We start from the raw sequence: 17682 nt of genomic DNA on the forward strand, positions 1-17682 counted from the left end.
CGCCCGCCAGCCTCACGGGTGACTTTTTCGATCACCGGTGTCAGGCTTTTGCACGGACCGCACCATGGCGCCCAGAAATCGACAACCACCGGCACTTCCATCGATGGTTCGATAACGTCCTGGACGAAGGTTTCGACACTGCTGTCCTTGATCAGGTCAGAATCCTGATTTTGGGTGGTGGCGCCATCCGGCGCATTCGCATCAAGAATGATCGACATTATTGTTCACTCGCTAATTCTGAATTCTAGATGATACCGCCATGCCCGGACGACAAGAGGCAGCCATGTGATATTGCGTGTCACTTATACTTGAATATAAGAAGATTTAAGGGCTTACCTCAGATGTCCGTGGTTCATTTATCATCAGCCGCGGCGGGTTCGGCATCAAAATCAATGATCATCGCCTCATAACCAAGTGAGCCGATGAAGGTTAACAGGTCTGCCGAGGAAATTGTCGTGGTGCGGTCATTTCGCAAGGGGTGAAAGTTCAACAGATCCCCGTTGGCAAGCTTGGCATCAAGGGCCAAGTTGACCTTGCGGTCCCGATCATTGAGCAATGCAAAGGGGGTGACGGACCCCGGTTTTATGCCAAGCGTTTCGATCAGAAGCTCCGGCTTGCCAAACGACAGGCGCGCGCATCCCAGCCGCTTGTGCAGGTGGTTCATGCGGATTTCAGTCTCTTCCTCGGCAACCACCAGCCACAACGCGCCCTTCTTGTCTTTGACAAACAGGTTCTTGGAATGAAGCCCCGGCAGGTCACCACGCAGTGCCTGCGAATCCTCAACCGTAAACAACGGTTCGTGTTCATGTGTTTTCGTTTCGATACCCAATTTGGCCAGATGATCGAAAAGCAGGGTTGATGGATCACTCATGCTCTTTCCCTTGTGGCTGTGCGCCAAAAGATAACCAAGTTCAAAACCGGACGCAAATTTGCATAAATTGGGTCGGATTTCGACAATTGGGACGCTTAAAGTCAAGGAAAACCGCCAAAATTCCTGATGTCGCGATTTCAAAGAAAAAAGGGTTGCAATCGCTCTTTGTTGGGCTATTATCCGCGCCGCTCCACAGGGGCAGAAACAATCTGATGAACGCGGGCGTAGCTCAGGGGTAGAGCATAACCTTGCCAAGGTTAGGGTCGAGAGTTCGAATCTCTTCGCCCGCTCCATCAGACCGGTTTCACATATCATCGCTTTCATGATGATGCGGGCGTAGCTCAGGGGTAGAGCATAACCTTGCCAAGGTTAGGGTCGAGAGTTCGAATCTCTTCGCCCGCTCCATGATGAAAGTTTTAAAAGGCCGTCCTTCGGGGCGGTCTTTTTGCATTGGGGCCAAGGCTGTCGACTGTTTCGCGCTTGCAAGCAAATGCGAATTGTCGTGTGCTTCTGTGATGTCTGATCCGAATAATGCAAAATCCACGTCATCAGGGCGCCTGATCTACACAGTCGGCTATGCGGGCCATGACCGTGAAAGCCTGCTTGCGCTTTTCAAGGCCCACGGCATCACGGCGGTCGCCGATATTCGGACCTTCAAACGATCAAGTTATTGGACGGCATTCGACTCTGACAGCTTCGGGCCGTTCCTTCGGGAAAATGGTATTGCCTATGTGTTCATGGGTGATGTGATGGGCGGGAAACCGCAAGTTCCTGAACTTTATCCTGATGGACAACTTGATTATGGCCTGATGGCAGATCGGCCTGATTTCAAATCGGGGATCGAACGGCTGGTTTCGGGGGCGGAAAAATATCGCATCTGTCTGATGTGTGCCGAAAAGGACCCGCTGGACTGTCATCGCACGCTTCTGATTACACCGGCCCTGAAAGATGCCGGGTTCGATCTTTGCCATCTGGTCGATGGCCGTGTTGAAAGTCAGGCGGAAACCGATGCCCGCATGATCGCAATCAATGGTGGGGATGTCCCCGATCTTTTTGCCGCTGTCGCACCCGACCCGGATGCCGAAGCCAAACTTGCGTTGGCGCGCCAGATCAAGCGCGTCGCCCCCAAGGCCGAGGATGCGATCAAGCGACGCTAGCCTGCGTTGCTAACCCGTGGCTCAGCCCATGATGTTGTAGCCACCATCAATATGCACCACATCACCGGTCAACGATTTTGCCCGGTCACTGGCTAAAAACGCAGCCAATTCGCCAATTTCATCAATTGTCACCAGGCGACGGGACGGCGCGCGATCAGTAGCCTGGTCCATCAGATGTTGAAATTCGGCAATCCCGGATGCTGCGCGGGTTAAAAGCGGCCCGGGTGAAATTGCATGGCAGCGAATGCCTTTCGGGCCCAGTTCGGCCGCCATATAGCGAGTCGTGCTTTCAAGGGCTGCCTTGACCGGCCCCATGACCCCATAGTGATCAATCACGCGCTCCGATCCCATATAAGTCACGGTCAAAAGCGCACCGCCATCGCGCATCAATGGCTCTGCCCGTTTGGCAAGCCTCGCAAACGAATGGCACGATATATCCATCGCCGCCAGAAACCCGTCGCGTGAACAATCGGTTACCCGCCCGTGCAGGTCATCTGCCGGGGCAAAGGCGATCGAATGCAGCACGAAATCAAGTTTTCCCCACTTTTGTTCGATCTCGGCAAACAGCGCGTCTGCCTGTGCCTCATTGCGGACATCAAGTGGTACGAAGATCGGGGCATTGATTTGGTTGGCCAATGGTTCGACAAAGCGTTTTGCCTTGTCGTTCAAATAGGTCACCGCGATGTCGGCACCTTCGCGCTTGAAAACGCGCGCGCAGCCCCAGGCGATGGACATTTCATTGGCAATTCCGACGATTAGCCCTTTTTTGCCTTCAAGCATGCCGTGGTTCCTTTCGGATCATGTGCGAGTGCGAAGAAATTCTCAAATCGGGGCGTATTTCAAAGTGTAGCGGGTTTTGCGCCGCAAAAAAGTGCAAAATTCTGTGACAGTTGATGTCCACCGACGATCTGGCGACCAAAGGCTAGCTTATTGGTTAAATGAATTTTTTTTGTGCAGAAGCATAGTTTTTAGGCAGATGATCCGTTATGTGTAAGCGTGAAGGGACACAGGGGATTTCCAGGTGGGTCTATGGTGGAAATTCCTGCTTTCCTTCCCAAATAATGAAAGGGTCTGACCCCAACTAAATGTTTGAAATGGCATCAGAACAAGCAAGGCGTGCTAGGAAGGCTCCGCAGCGCAGGGTTCTTCCTGGGCAAGGAGGTTGACGACGCAGGTCGCAGGTTGTCCCGATGTCACTCGGATCGGAAGCATTTGCACGGGCTATCGCGTCGTTTCACCTTGAAAGGCAGCAAGCCTTTCTTCGGTAAAGCTCCTTATATCCGCACAAATGCTTCGCGACCATTTTAAGCATTTAATTGGGTTCAGACCCTGAATCAGTGGTGTGTGACACCGGTCGCAAAGATCGGTGTTTCGGTTCTGGTAAACAGAGCCGGGAAAAAGGGAAATTGGTCATGAAAGCCCGAAACGGCGACCCAAAGCGGGAAGTCATCGACAAGGTTGTCGAAAAGATCCATCAACGAATGTCTGGTGAAACGGCGAAGGGTGCAGAAGCATTCGTTCGCCTTTTTTATAAGGATGTTCCGCCTGACGACATGGCGGGTCGCTCGGTCGACTCGCTTTATGGCGCGGCACTTACACTTTACAAATTCGCGCAAAAGCGCCCCTCGGCTGATACGGCCAAAATCCGGGTCTATAACCCCGATCTCGAAGAACATGGCTGGACGTCTGATCACACGGTGATCGAAATCAACAATACCGATATGCCGTTCCTGGTGGACTCGGTGACAGCCGCCCTGCATGAACTTGATCTGACCGTTCATCTTGTCATCCACCCGATCATGCGCATTGCCCGTGATGACAAGGGTGAATTGCAAAGCGTTGCCAGCGTTGAAGAAACCAATGATCCGCGTGAATCGGTCATGCATGTCGAAATCGACGAGCAGACCGACAAGGACGTTCTGGCCAAGGTCCATGACGCACTTGAAAACAGTCTGACCGACGTCGCACTTGCTGTGCGCGACTGGCAGCCGATGCTTAAAAAGGTCACCGAAGTTCTTGATGAGATTGGCGACGTCAAGGCAGGCGCGCCAGACGAGGACCGTCGCGAAGTGCAGGACTTCCTTGGATGGCTGCACAATGACCACTTCACCTTCCTGGGTTACCGGGAATACAGCTTTAAAAATGCTGGCAAAAAGGGCCCGGTGGATGTCGAGGTCAAAAATCAGCTCGGCATTTTGTCGCGCGAAGGAACCCATGTCTTTGATGAGTTGCGCCAGATTGGCAACCTTTCAGCCGAGGTCCAGGATTTCGTCGCCAAGCCGAACCTGCTGATGGTGACCAAGGCCAACAAGCAGTCGACGGTTCACCGTCCTGTGCATCTTGATACGATTGTCGTCAAACAGTTCGATGCCAAGGGCAAGGTCGTTGGTCAGCATCTGTTCGTCGGCCTGTTTACTTCGGTCGCCTATAACCTGTCCCCGCGTCTGATCCCGCTTCTGCGTATGAAGCTTGCCGAAACCGTCAAACGTGCCGGTTTCCCGCCAGCAAGTCACGATGGCAAGGCACTGGTCAACATTCTGGAAACCTATCCGCGTGACGAGCTGTTCCAGGTCGATCTGGACGATCTGTATCATACGTGCATGGGCATCCTGCATCTGCAGGAACGTCAACGCATTGCGTTGTTCGTGCGCCGCGATGCGTTTGAACGGTTCGTCTCCTGTCAGCTGTTCTGCCCGCGCGATCGCTTTACAACCAAGCTGCGCCTGAAGTTCCAGACCGTGATTGAAAACGCCTTTGATGGCAAGGTCACGGCGCACTACACCCTGATCGGCGACAGCCCGCTTGCGCGCTTGCACCTGTTGGTCAAAACCAACCCGGGCGAGCTTCCCGAATACAGTGTGGCTGATATCGAGCGCCAGCTGGTCGAGGTGGCCCGTGACTGGTCCGATACCCTGCGTCAGGTCCTTGTGCGTGAACTGGGTGAGGAACGCGGCCTGGCGCTGCACCGTCGTTATGGCGAAAGCTTCTCGACGGAATATCGTGAACGCTTCACGGTCGAAAGTGCCGAGCTTGATATTGAACGCATCGAGGAGGTCATTAATGCCAATGACCTGCGGGTAAACCTTTATCGCCCGATCGAAGCTGCCGAAAATGAACTGCGCTTCAAGATCTATAATCCCGGTGCGCCGGTGCCGCTTTCGGATGTCCTGCCTATGTTGGAGAATATGGGGCTTAAGGTCATTACCGAAAATCCCTTCACGGTCAGTCCGCGTGACGTCGGGATTGATGTTCGCATCCATGATTTCGGGGTCGAGGTTGACGGCGAGTTCAGCCTCCATGATGTGCGCAACAAGTTCCAGGAACTGTTTGTCCGCATTTGGCATGGCGAAGTTGAAAATGATGCGTTTAACCGCCTTGTGCTGCTGGGCAATCTGAACTGGCGCGAAGTGGTGATTCTGCGCGCCTATGCCCGCTATACCCGCCAGACCGGATCGGCTTTCTCGCAGGCTTATATGGCCAAGACGCTCGCCAACAATCCGGCGCTGGCGTCCGCCCTGGTGTCGCTGTTTATTGCGCGCTTTGATCCGGATCGCGATTCGGCCAAGGGCGACGAGGTCGCAGCGATTGAGGCTGATATCATCAGCCGCCTCGAAGACGTGATGAACCCGGATGAAGACCGCATCTTGCGCGCCTTCCTCAATCTGGTGCAGTCGACCCTTCGCACCAACTTCTTCCAGCATGATGCGGATGGAAATCCGAAATCCTATCTTTCGGTCAAATTCAACTCGGCCGTGATCGAAGATTTGCCGCTGCCGCGTCCGTGGCGTGAAATATTTGTCTATTCCCCACGGGTTGAGGCCGTCCATTTGCGTGGTGGTCCGGTGGCCCGCGGCGGCATTCGCTGGTCGGACCGTCAGGAAGATTTCCGTACCGAAATCCTCGGTCTGGTCAAAGCCCAGATGGTCAAGAATGCGGTTATTGTCCCGGTCGGCTCCAAGGGCGGCTTTGTCGTTAAACGTCCGCCGGTCGATGGCACGCGTGAAGCGTTCCTTGAGGAAGGCATTGCCTGCTACAAGACACTGATGAGCGGGATGCTTGATATAACCGACAATATCGTTGCCGGTGAAATCGTGCCGCCAAAACGCGTTGTGCGTCTGGATGATGATGATCCCTATCTGGTTGTTGCCGCTGATAAGGGCACGGCGACCTTCTCGGACATCGCCAATGGCGTTGCCCGTGATTATGGCTTCTGGCTTGATGATGCATTCGCATCGGGCGGCTCACAGGGCTATGACCACAAGAAAATGGGCATTACCGCCCGGGGTGCGTGGGAGTCGGTCAAGCGCCACTTCCGCGAAATGGGCAAGAATATCCAGACCACGCCGTTTACCGTTGCCGGTGTCGGCGATATGTCGGGTGACGTGTTTGGTAACGGCATGCTGCTGTCAGAGCAGATCAAACTCGTTGCTGCCTTCAACCACATGCACATCTTCGTCGATCCTGACCCGGACCCGGCCAAAAGCTTTGCTGAGCGCAAACGCCTGTTTGACATGCCGCGTTCAAGCTGGACCGATTATGACAAGAAGGTCCTGTCCAAGGGTGGCGACATCTTTGATCGCAAGGCCAAGACCCTTGATCCGTCACCCGAAGTTCGCAAAGTCCTCGGACTGGATAGTGGCAAGGTCACCCCGGCTGATATGATGAAGGCCATCCTGAAGTCCGATGTCGAACTTTTGTGGTTTGGCGGGATCGGGACCTATATCAAATCCAGTCTTGAAACCAACGCCGATGCCGGTGACCGTGCCAACGATGCCATCCGCATCAATGGTCGCGAAGTCCACGCAAAGGTTATTGGCGAGGGGGCAAATCTTGGTGCGACCCAGCGGGGCCGTATCGAATATGCCCATGCCGGTGGTCGCCTGAATACCGATGCAATTGACAACGCGGCGGGTGTTAACTGCTCGGACCACGAGGTTAATATCAAGATCCTCGTGGGCGAAGTGGTTGCGGCTGGCGACATGACCGAAAAGCAACGCAACAAGTTGCTTGTCGACATGACCGACGAGGTCGGTGAACTGGTGCTGCGCGATAACTATCTGCAAAGCCAGGCCATCTCGAATGCTGATGCGGAAAAGGCCGATATTCTTGATGCACAGGTCCGTTTGATCCGCATGCTCGAACGCGAAGGGCGCCTGAACCGGGAAATTGAATACCTTCCCGATGACGAGGAACTCACCCGTCGTGCCAACGCGCATGAAGGCCTGACTCGTCCGGAAGTCTCGGTTCTGATGCCCTATGCAAAGCTGTGGCTCTATGACGAAATTCTTGAGTCCGATTTGCCCGATGATCCGGTTCTGGTCGAGGAACTGGTGCGCTACTTCCCGACACCGCTTCGCAAGAAATACGCAAGCGCAATTTCAAATCATCGTCTGAGACGCGAAATCATTGCGACCGTGGCCACCAACAGTCTGGTCAACCGGGTTGGTGGCACGTTTGTCCATGACATGATGGAAGCCACCGGCATGTCGGCAGTTGATGTGTCGCGCGGTTATCTGATCACGCGGTCTGTCTTTGGGCTGCGCGAAATGTGGGAAGGCATCGAAGCGCTTGATAACGTCGTGCTGGCGAAACTTCAGACCAGCATGTTCCGCGAAATCAATCGCATGGTGAACGATGTTACCCAGTGGTTCCTGCGCAATTGCGAGGAGCTTAATGTCGGCGCAAAGATCGAGATGTTCCGCCCGGCGGTTTCCAAGGTGATTGAAAGCTTTGATGAAATCGTCCCCGAGGACGCTGCTGCACGCAAGGCGCTGGAACAAAAGGCCAAATCGCTGGTCGCCCAAGGTGTTCCCGACGACCTCGCCTGGCGTGTGGCGTCTGCAACCCAGTTGGTGGCGATCTGTGACGTGGTTCGTATCGCCGAGGCAACCGGTCGCGATGTTATCGAAGTGTCGGCCACCTATTTCGCAGTCGGCGCACGTTTCCAGTTGGGCTTGATGCGCTCTGCCGCCGAGTCGATCGAAGCCGATACCCATTGGCAGAAACTGGCACGTGCTGCAGTGATCGACGATCTGTTCGGGCATCAGCGCGAACTGACCCGTTCGGTTCTGGCTGCGGGCAAAAAAGGCTCGTCCGGTTCCGACCTTGTCGATATCTGGGTGCAAGATCGTCAGCGTGGTTGCGCACGCTGTGATGATCTGATCAATGAACTGCGTTCAGCCGGTCAAATCGATCTTGCCATGATCACGGTGGCCAACCGTCAGATCCGCGCCTTGATCGGGGCCTGATGTGACGGGTCGAAAGACCTGGTTTTAAAAACTGGAAGGGCGCCTGCAACGGGCGCCCTTCTTTTATTTTCAATCAATGGCCTGTGCTCATAGTGTCGTTGAGAAAACATACCGCCTTAACGGCAAAAAAGGCGATGCAGCGCGATTTGCGCTAGATCACGGAAATTAATGGGAAATCCTGTCATTCTGCTGCCATTATTATATGATGGGATCAAAATATTGCCGGTGTATTCCTTGAAAAGTACCAACCGGTATGTATATCTGAGACATATAAACAAAACAGGTTAATGTTATGAGGAACGCCACAGAAACCCGGATCAAGCTGCTTGAAACGGCGATGGAGCTATTGGCAACACGCAGTTACCACGACGTTGGCGTCAGTGATGTATGCAAGCATGCCGGGGTAACAAAGGGTGCGTTCTATCATCACTTTGACAGCAAGGCAGAGCTGTTTGCTGCAGCCGCCCGCCATCACTGGGAAAAGGGCAAGGACGAGCTTCGCGCCATCTTTTCCCCGGATGTCCCGCCGCTTGAACAGCTTAACAGCTATATCGAGCTCATTTGCAACAAGCAGGAACGCTATGCCGTCCCTGGGGAAAACGAAGTTTGTGTCTGCCCGATTTTCACCGCCGGTGGTCAGGTCGGCCCGGAAGATGAGCCGATCCAGGCCTGTTCGCGCGAACTTGCCGAAGAACAGATCAAATATCTGGCGTCCATGGTGCGCGGCCTGAAAGGCGAGGGCATGCTGGGTGAAGATGGTGATGCCACAACTTTGGCGCGATTGATTTTCCAGTATGTTCACGGTTTGCTGACCTATGGCCAGGTTTTCAATGATCTTGATACCGTTCGGTCTGACATTCGTAACGGCATCTGCCGAATCCTTAATTTGCAGTGCAAATACAGGGATGTAGACGCGGAAACAGCCGCGTAAATCCTCTGTAAATTTCGTTGTCCAGAGAAAATAGTTCACTTTTTTCTCTAAATTCACTTGCAAACATACCGATCGGTATCCATTTTTCTTCCAAACGTGCTGCCTGTGCGCGGCGTAACCTATTTGGAAGATGGAATGATGCAGTCTCGATCAAAACGCAAAATTTTGCTGCCAGCTGCTGCCTTGGCGCTGGTTGCTGCCGCCGGTGGATATGGTCTGCATATCACCGGATCCGCCGCTGATGAGGTCGCGGTTCAAACCGAACAAGCAGCCCCTCCGGCAACCCCGGTCACCGTATCGGGTGTCAAAACGCAATCTGTCCGCCTCTGGAGCAACTTTTCCGGCCGTCTGAGTGCGGTCGAGGAAGTCCAGCTGCGCCCGCAGGTCAGTGGTGCGATTGTCGAAATCCTTTTTGAAGACGGTGAGTTGGTCAACGAGGGTGACATCCTTGCCGTGATTGACCCGCGCAGTTATCAGGCCGCGGTCGACGAAGCCCGCGCCGAACTGGCCGCTGCCCAGCAGAACCTGTCGCTGGCGAAAAAGGAAAAGGAACGCGCCGAGAAGCTCGTTTCCAACGGCACGGTTTCCAAGCGCGTCTATGACGAACGTCTCAGCACCCATCAGGTTGCTCAAAGTGACGTCAGCCGCGCCAGGGCGAAACTTGAACTGGCCGAAATCCAGCTTGATCACGCTTATGTCAAAGCACCAATCAATGGCCGTGTCAGCCGGGTTGAGCTGACCGTCGGCAACCAGGTCAATGCCGGCCCCAATGCCCCGGTCCTGACCACGATTGTCTCAACCGGTAAAATCTATGCCGACTTCGACCTGGATGAGCAGACCTTCTTTGCAAGTCTTGGCGACAGCGGCAAAGTCGATGCTGCGGCCCAAACCATTCCGGTCAATATGACGTTGTCGAATGGTCGTCATGTGTCCGGTCACGTGCACAGCTTTGACAACCGTATTGATCCGCGGACCGGCACCATCCGGACCCGTGCGCTGTTTGATAACCTTGATGGCAGTCTTCTGCCCGGCACCTTTGCCAGCCTTGAGGTTGGTACATTGGCCAAAAGCAACGTCATCCTGGTCTCGCCAGAAGCTGTCAGCACCGACCAGGACCGCAAGTTTGTCTATGTTGTCGAACCCGACAATACGGTTGCCTATCGTCAGGTAACGCTGGGGTCTGAGATCAATGGCATGCGCATTGTGACGTCGGGTCTGAACGAAGGTGATCTGGTGATCGTCAATGGCATCATGAAGGTTCGGCCGGGTATGCCTGTCGCGCCGGAAATTCTGCAGGCCTCCGCATCGTAATCGATGTGTGACTGCGCTTTAAAGCAAGGCTGAAAAACATGCAGAATCTTTCCCGCTTTTTTGTGGATCGCCCGATCTTTGCTGGCGTCCTGTCCGTCCTGATCTTGTTGGCGGGCCTGATTGCCATGTGGCGTTTGCCGATTTCCGAATATCCGGAAGTCGTGCCGCCCTCGATCGTGGTCGAAGCCAAATTCCCCGGTGCAAACCCGGCCGAGATTTCCGAAACCGTTGCCTCCCCGCTTGAAGAGCAGATCAACGGGGTTGAGGGGATGCTTTATATCAACTCACTGGCCACCACCGACGGCAATCTGTCCCTGACGGTGACGTTTGAAATCGGCACCGACCCGGATCTGGCCCAGCAAAAAGTCCAGAACCGCGTTTCACAGGCCGAACCGCGCCTGCCTGATATCGTGCGCCAACTTGGCGTGACGGTGTCCAAACGTTCGCCTGATCTGACGATGGTCGTGCATTTGCGTTCGCCCAATGAACGCTATGACATGCTGTATTTGCGGAACTACGCGACGCTGAATGTCCGTGACCGTCTGGCGCGTATCACCGGTGTCGGACAGGTCGGGCTGTTTGGCTCGGGCGATTATGCCATGCGTGTCTGGCTCAACCCCGACAAGGTTGCCGAACGTAACCTGACCGCGGGCGAGGTGGTTTCAGCCATCCAAAGCCAGAACGTACAGGTCGCAGCCGGCATCATTGGTGGTGCGCCTTATGACACTGGCGTGCAGTTCCAGTTGCCGATCAATATCAGCGGTCGTCTGGAAAGCCCCGAAGAGTTCGAAAACATCATCATCAAACGCGAAACTGACGGCACGATTACGCGTTTGGGCGATGTTGCGCGCATCGAAATGGAAGCCCAGCAATATGCGCTGCGCTCACTGCTTGATAACAAGCCGGCGGTGGCAATCCCGATCTTTGCATCGCCGGGCTCGAACGCACTTGATATTTCAAGCAACGTCCGCGCCACCATGGAAGAACTCAAACAGAACTTCCCGGACGATCTCGATTACTCGATTGTCTATGACCCGACCGTGTTTGTCCGTGGTTCGATCAAGTCGGTCATCATGACATTGCTTGAGGCGGTCGCCCTTGTGGTTGTCGTGGTGACAGTGTTCTTGCAGACATGGCGTGCCTCGATCATTCCGTTGCTGGCCGTGCCGGTATCGATCATCGGTACCTTTGCGCTGATGCTTCTGATGGGCTTTTCGATCAACGTGCTGTCGCTGTTTGGCTTGATCCTGGCCATCGGGATCGTGGTCGATGATGCGATTGTCGTCGTCGAAAACGTTGAACGTAACATCGAACGTGGTCTTTCACCGCGTGATGCAACGGTTGCTGCCATGCGCGAAGTCACCGGGCCGATCATTGCGACCTCGCTTGTCATCACCGGTGTATTTGTGCCGATTGCCTTTATTTCCGGCCTGACCGGCCAGTTCTATCAGCAATTTGCCCTGACCATCGCGATTGCCACGATCATTTCCACTGTCAACTCACTGACGCTGAGCCCGGCCTTGTCAGCAGTCCTTTTGCGCAGTCACGACGGGCCAAAAGATTGGCTGACACGCGGGATGGACTTTGTCTTTGGCTGGTTCTTCCGCGCCTTCAACCGCTTCTTTAACCGCAGCACCGATCTTTACGCCGGTGGTGTGAAACGCCTGCTGGGTGTAAAGGCCATCATGATGGTGCTTTATGTCGGTCTTCTGGCCCTGACCTATCAGGGCTTCCAGATCCTGCCGACAGGCTTCGTACCGCTTCAGGACAAGCAATATCTTGTCAGCTTCGCCCAGTTGCCGCAGGGCGCGACGCTGGACCGGACCGAAGACGTCATTCGTGAAATGTCTGACATCGCGCTTCGCGAACCTGGTGTTGAAAGTGCTGTGGCCTTCCCGGGGCTTTCAATCAACGGCTTTGTGAACAGCTCAAGTGCCGGCATCGTCTTTGTCACGCTGACGGACTTTGCCGAACGCAAAAGCGATGATCTGTCGGGTCTTGCCATCGCCGGCAAGCTCCAGCAGAAATTTGGCGCGATTGACGAGGCCTTTGTCGCCATCTTCCCGGCACCGCCGGTACAGGGGCTTGGCACTGTCGGTGGTTTCAAGCTTCAGGTACAGGATCGTTCCGATCAGGGGTATCGCGCGCTTGATGATGCGATGAAACAGGTCCTTGCCAAGGCATGGGCCGCACCGGAACTGACCGGTGTGTTTTCAAGCTATAACATCAACGTACCACAGCTTCAGGCAACGCTTGACCGTACCAAGGTCCAGCAACTTGGCATCCCGGTTGATGAGATCTTCCGGACCATGCAGGTTTATCTCGGGTCGATGTATGTCAATGACTTCAATGCCTTTGGCCGCACCTATCAGGTGATCGCACAGGCAGACAAGCCATACCGTTCAAGCCCCGATGACATCCTGCGTCTGCAAACGCGTAACGCAGATGGTGATATGGTGCCGCTTGGTTCTGTGCTGTCGGTTTCCGAAACATTCGGGCCGGATACGGCAATGCGCTATAACGCGTTCCGTTCTGCCGATCTGAATGGCAACGCGGCACCGGGATACTCCAGTGGCGATGCACAGGCGGCGATCACCAAGATCCTTGATGAAACCTTGCCGCCGGGCATGTCCTATGAATGGACGGAGCTGACCTATCAGCAGATCCTGGCCGGCAATACAGCGATCTTTGTCTTCCCGATCTGTATCCTGCTCGTGTTCCTGGTGTTGGCGGCGCAATATGAAAGCCTGACCATGCCATTGGCGGTGATCCTGATCGTCCCGATGAGCATCCTGTCTGCCATCTTTGGTGTCTATCTGTTCGGGGGTGATAATAACATCTTCACCCAAATCAGCTTGTTTGTGCTGGCCGGATTGGCATCAAAGAACGCCATCCTGATTGTCGAGTTCGCCCGCGAACTTGAACATCAGGGCCGCAGCACCGTTCAGGCCGCAATCGAGGCCAGCCGCCTTCGTCTGCGCCCGATCCTGATGACTTCACTGGCCTTCATCATGGGTGTCGTCCCGCTGGTTCTGTCCAGTGGTGCCGGTGCCGAGATGCGCCACGCGATTGGTATTGCCGTGTTCTCGGGCATGCTGGGCGTGACGATATTTGGCCTGATCCTGACCCCGGTCTTTTATGTTCTTGTACGCATGATTGGCCGGCGCAACGACGTTCGTTCACTTGATGAGGCTGAAACACACCAGCCTGCGGAGTGACCGATATCGTTGCATAAACAGCCGGACCGTCTTTTTCCCCCGACCCCGCCGGTCCGGCTGTTTTAAATTCCCGAACGGGGCTGACGCAAGTCGGCCCCGTTTTGGTTTTCTGATGTGAGCCATATCTCAGTTTGGTCTGATGGCCCTTGCCTTGGCCGGACTTCGCCTTATCTTTCGGTCGGAATGTTTGTCGATAAGGGTTTTCGACCATGAACTATGTGCGTACAGGTTTGTTGCTGGCCGGATTGACGGCGCTGTTTGGCGCGGTCGGCATGATGATTGGCGGCCAACAGGGCATGATTATCGCGCTGCTGTTTGCAGCCGCCATGAATGTGTTCGCCTATTGGAATTCGGACGCGATGCTGCTGCGTATGCGCAGTGCCCGGCAGGTCGATGACAAAACAGCCCCCGAACTGGTGGCGATGGTGCGTGACCTTGCGCGCAATGCCGACCTGCCGATGCCCAAAGTCTATGTGATTGAAAACCCGCAGCCCAATGCCTTTGCCACGGGGCGAAACCCGGAAAACGCGGCGGTGGCGGCGACCACAGGGTTGCTCAAACTGCTTGATCGCAACGAAATCGCTGGCGTCATGGCCCATGAACTGGCCCACGTCAAAAACCGCGATACCCTGACCATGACCATCACCGCGACCATCGCCGGGGCGATTTCCGCATTGGCCAACTTCGCAATGTTTGCCGGCATGTTTGGCGGCAACCGCGACAACAATAACCCGCTGGGCGGGATCGGCATGATCCTGATTGCCATTCTCGCACCCTTGGGGGCGATGATCGTGCAAATGGCAATTTCGCGCACCCGTGAATATGAAGCCGACAAGATCGGGGCAGAAATCTGTGGCCATCCGATGTGGCTGGCCAGTGCGCTGAACAAGCTGGATAAGGGTGTTCACGCCATCCCGAACATGGAAGCCGAACGCAACCCGGCGATGGCCCATATGTACATTGCCAACCCGCTGTCGGGCAAAGGTGTTGATAACCTGTTTTCAACCCACCCCAACATGGCCAACCGTATTGCGCGCCTGACGGAAATGTCAGGTAAGTCTGCAAGTAATGCACCGGGCCGTCCGGCAGGGCAGGGTGCCGGTGTTGCCAAGGCGGCCCCATCCCTCGGCCCTTGGGGTCGAAATTCATCAAAAACCGCTTCTTCCACGCCCAACGCATCGCGACAGCGCAAACGGCCTTGGGAGTCCTGAACCCGGTAAAACACTGTTTTGTTGGATGTCATTTCACCCTTTTTGGGATCGTGCACCCTATTCTTCGGTATGAGTGAAATGACAACCCACGCCATTGACCAACCTGATTTGTAAGACGAAAATGTTCCTACTAAAGTCTTGAGATCCCTGCTGTTCAGGCTCCGAGAAGCAGGGAACAGATAAGGACAACAATGGCTGGTTTCTGGTCAATGGTTGGCCTTGTGTTCAAATCCTTGATCACAGGTGCCGATACTGTCGATGATACGGGGGGTGCTCCCAGAGATATTCTGGCGACAGATGATGTCCTGTGCCGATATGCCATCGCCCGCTTCACGCCTGCTGAACCCAACGCCCATATCGGTGCAAGTTCCGTTGATGATATTTCAGATATCGTGACAGCCGCTGTCTCGTCCGTCCCCGAAAGCGAAGGGATCCGGATTGATCAGTTCTTTACACCAAATCCTGATGCAGCCGATCCGTTTCAGGCCATACGCGAAGCGCAACTAAGCGTTCTTAATATGGCGCACCGCAAGGATGCCGATACGGTCTTCTGGGGGCGTCAGGATGCCAGCACCGGGTATCTTAACCTTTATCTGGTCAGCGACGCCCTGACATCGTCGCTTTATGACCTGATGCTGCCCCAGACCTATATCTTCCGTCAGCCGACCCATTCCGACGTTGCCGAGGCATTGCGGGTGCTGTTGAACGCGCAGCTTGTCCTGACATCCCGGGGCGGCGAACAGCGCGCCCTTCAGATTGCGCGTCTGGCGGCGATCATGGAAGACCTTCAGGACCGCGTTCTGGGCGGAGAAGTCTTTTCGCACGCTGGCGCCGGTGCGGCGCTGGCCTATGGGTTCGGGGCGTTTGTCCTGTCGGAAACCGGTGATCGTTCCTATTGCGCAAGTGCGCTTCGCGTCATGGAACCCTATATCCGCCAGATGGTGGCCGATATTGCCGAAAAACCGGTGGCCGCCACCGGAAAAACCGCCGCACCAACCGGGCTCAAGGGCGAAGCTCTGGCGGAAAATGATCCGGCCGCACCAACCAACCAGCTTTCGGAATTGCTTGATCGCGTAACGGATTTTTCCAAGGTCGATCCCCGCACCACGGCCGCACTCGCCCTTTATGGATCACTTGTGAACTGGTCACTGATTGCAAACCTCAAGGCGCGCTCTGGCGAGTTGTCGATTGCGATCTGGCGCATGCTGGAACGCAGGATCGAACTTTCGATGGGCTCGCCGGTGGATCGTGCCCTTTCGATCTGCAAACTTGGCGAGGCCATGGTCCTGACCGGCAAGGACAAGGAAAATGCCCAGATCGTGGACAAGGGTGCTGGGCATTACCGCCGGGCGCTTGGCATGATCAATGCACGCGTTCACGGCCCGCTTTATGCGTTGATCGCCTATGGTCTGGCGGATGCGATTGTATCGTCTGCCACCATTCGCGATGTGACCATTCCCGATACGCAGGTTGTCCCGGTTTTTCAGGCGGCCCTTAAAGTCTGCACGCGGCGCGATCATCCCTATATCTGGGGTCGGATCATGTTTGCGCTTGCCACCGTCTATCTGACCAATGGCAATCTGCACAAGGATATCGAAATGCTCACCCACGCCCGGATGAGCTATTCACAGGCCTACGAGGCATTTAACGAAGCCGGTGCAAAGGGGGCTGCGCGTGCTGCGTCGGGCGGCTTTACCCGCTCGGAAAACTTTCTGTCGCAGCTTGGACATCGCAAGACGCTTATGGACGCAACCGGTGGCCTTGGCAAAGACACGGCAAACGCGTCCTGAGCCCATCCTGAGCAAAGACAAGACAAAAAGAAACCCCCGCAGCGGATGCTGCGGGGGTTTTGACTGCGACTGCCGGGCAACTTCTATTCGCGATTGCCAAAGAAGTGCAGCAGCATGATGAACAGGTTCACGAAATCAAGGTACAGACGCAGCGCACCGAACAGGGCTTTTTTGCCTGCGGTCGTTGCATCGTCATGCTCGTGATATTCTTCCTTGATGCGCTGGGTGTCATAGGCGGTAAGGCCCGTGAAGATCAGAACACCAGCCGCCGAAATGACGAACTGCAGCATCGTGCTGGCAAGGAAGATGTTCACCACCATTGCGATGATGATACCGATCAGGCCCATGAACAGGAAGCTGCCCCAGCCCGAAAGGTCTTTCTTGGTGGTATAGCCAAACAGGCTCATCGCACCAAAGGTACCCGCGGTGATGAAGAACGTGCGCGCGATCGACTCACCGGTATAAACCAGGAAGATCGACGCAAGGGACAGACCCATCATTGCGGCGTAGATCCAGAATGTCGCCTGTGCGGCACCAAAGCTCATCTTGTGGATGCGCGCGCTCAGGAAGAACACAAGCCCGATCGGGGCCAGCATGACAATCCAGTGCAGTCCGGTGCCGAAAATAGCCTGCATCAGGGTCGGGCTGGTCGACACAGCCATTGCCACGATACCGGTCAGGGCAAGTGCGGATGCCATGTAGTTATAGACACGCAGCATATAGGCGCGGAGACCTTCATCGATCTCGGCCGCCGACCGGCCAACCGAGACGTCATAGCCGCGTTGACGCGTTTCAAAAGCCATTGAAATCCCTCTTTGATCCAATTGTGAGCAGAACATAGGTATACAATTCTGCGATGATCAAAATATGGCAGGATTTCCGGGAAAAGCAACGTTTTGACAGATTGTGCAACTCCGGGCCGCCGTCAGATGTGAACTTGTTCAC

11 protein-coding genes and 2 tRNA genes are annotated in these 17682 nt (G+C 55.1%); 9 read left to right on the forward strand and 4 right to left on the reverse strand.

Features of this window, described 5'->3' with window-relative positions; all coding sequences use genetic code 11:
• A partial coding sequence (locus B3Z49_RS06840; RefSeq protein ID WP_296989260.1) for a thioredoxin family protein occupies positions 1-218 on the reverse strand: 218 nt, incomplete at its 3' end.
• Between the two features lie 134 nt (positions 219-352).
• Complete coding sequence (locus B3Z49_RS06845; RefSeq protein ID WP_296989262.1) at positions 353-871, reverse strand: prolyl-tRNA synthetase associated domain-containing protein; 519 nt, start codon at positions 869-871, stop codon at positions 353-355.
• Positions 872-1089: 218 nt separating this feature from the next.
• Here B3Z49_RS06845 and B3Z49_RS06850 point away from each other — a divergent pair.
• The 3 genes from B3Z49_RS06850 to B3Z49_RS06860 all read left to right on the forward strand — a co-directional run bounded on the left by B3Z49_RS06850 (position 1090) and on the right by B3Z49_RS06860 (position 2028).
• Positions 1090-1164: transfer RNA gene (locus tag B3Z49_RS06850), tRNA-Gly, on the forward strand.
• 37 nt (positions 1165-1201) lie between these two features.
• Positions 1202-1276 (forward strand) — tRNA-Gly (locus B3Z49_RS06855).
• 110 nt (positions 1277-1386) lie between these two features.
• Positions 1387-2028 (forward strand): DUF488 family protein, encoded by a 642-nt coding sequence (locus B3Z49_RS06860; protein ID WP_296989265.1) that lies wholly within the window; start codon positions 1387-1389, stop codon positions 2026-2028.
• Between the two features lie 21 nt (positions 2029-2049).
• On the opposite strand, the gene fabI is transcribed toward B3Z49_RS06860, so the two are convergent.
• Entirely contained in the window at positions 2050-2808 is a 759-nt protein-coding gene (fabI, locus tag B3Z49_RS06865) for an enoyl-ACP reductase FabI (RefSeq protein ID WP_286792739.1), read from the reverse strand.
• Between the two features lie 632 nt (positions 2809-3440).
• Here fabI and B3Z49_RS06870 point away from each other — a divergent pair.
• The 6 genes from B3Z49_RS06870 (at position 3441) to B3Z49_RS06895 (ending at position 16737) form a co-directional block, all read left to right on the forward strand.
• Complete coding sequence (locus B3Z49_RS06870; protein WP_296989268.1) at positions 3441-8276, forward strand: NAD-glutamate dehydrogenase; 4836 nt, start codon at positions 3441-3443, stop codon at positions 8274-8276.
• Positions 8277-8568: 292 nt separating this feature from the next.
• Complete coding sequence (locus tag B3Z49_RS06875) at positions 8569-9207, forward strand: TetR/AcrR family transcriptional regulator (RefSeq protein ID WP_008888541.1); 639 nt, start codon at positions 8569-8571, stop codon at positions 9205-9207.
• A gap of 135 nt (positions 9208-9342) precedes the next feature.
• Positions 9343-10518 carry an efflux RND transporter periplasmic adaptor subunit gene (locus tag B3Z49_RS06880; protein ID WP_296989272.1) on the forward strand — a complete coding sequence of 392 codons (1176 nt, stop codon included), beginning with the start codon at positions 9343-9345 and terminating at the stop codon, positions 10516-10518.
• Between the two features lie 38 nt (positions 10519-10556).
• Positions 10557-13736 carry an efflux RND transporter permease subunit gene (locus tag B3Z49_RS06885; protein ID WP_296989274.1) on the forward strand — a complete coding sequence of 1060 codons (3180 nt, stop codon included), beginning with the start codon at positions 10557-10559 and terminating at the stop codon, positions 13734-13736.
• Between the two features lie 209 nt (positions 13737-13945).
• Positions 13946-14947, forward strand: coding sequence for a zinc metalloprotease HtpX (gene htpX, locus B3Z49_RS06890; RefSeq protein ID WP_296989277.1), 1002 nt, complete (start codon positions 13946-13948; stop codon positions 14945-14947).
• 191 nt (positions 14948-15138) lie between these two features.
• Positions 15139-16737, forward strand: coding sequence for a hypothetical protein (locus B3Z49_RS06895; protein ID WP_296989280.1), 1599 nt, complete (start codon positions 15139-15141; stop codon positions 16735-16737).
• A gap of 83 nt (positions 16738-16820) precedes the next feature.
• Here the strand turns inward: B3Z49_RS06895 and B3Z49_RS06900 are convergent, their stop codons facing one another.
• Positions 16821-17540, reverse strand: a complete 720-nt coding sequence (locus B3Z49_RS06900) for a Bax inhibitor-1/YccA family protein (RefSeq protein WP_008888536.1) — start codon at positions 17538-17540, stop codon at positions 16821-16823.
• Positions 17541-17682 lie beyond the last annotated feature (142 nt).

Origin of the sequence: Thalassospira sp. UBA1131 (assembly GCF_002311515.1) — a bacterium.
In the GTDB taxonomy this organism is placed as follows: Bacteria; Pseudomonadota; Alphaproteobacteria; order Rhodospirillales; family Thalassospiraceae; genus Thalassospira.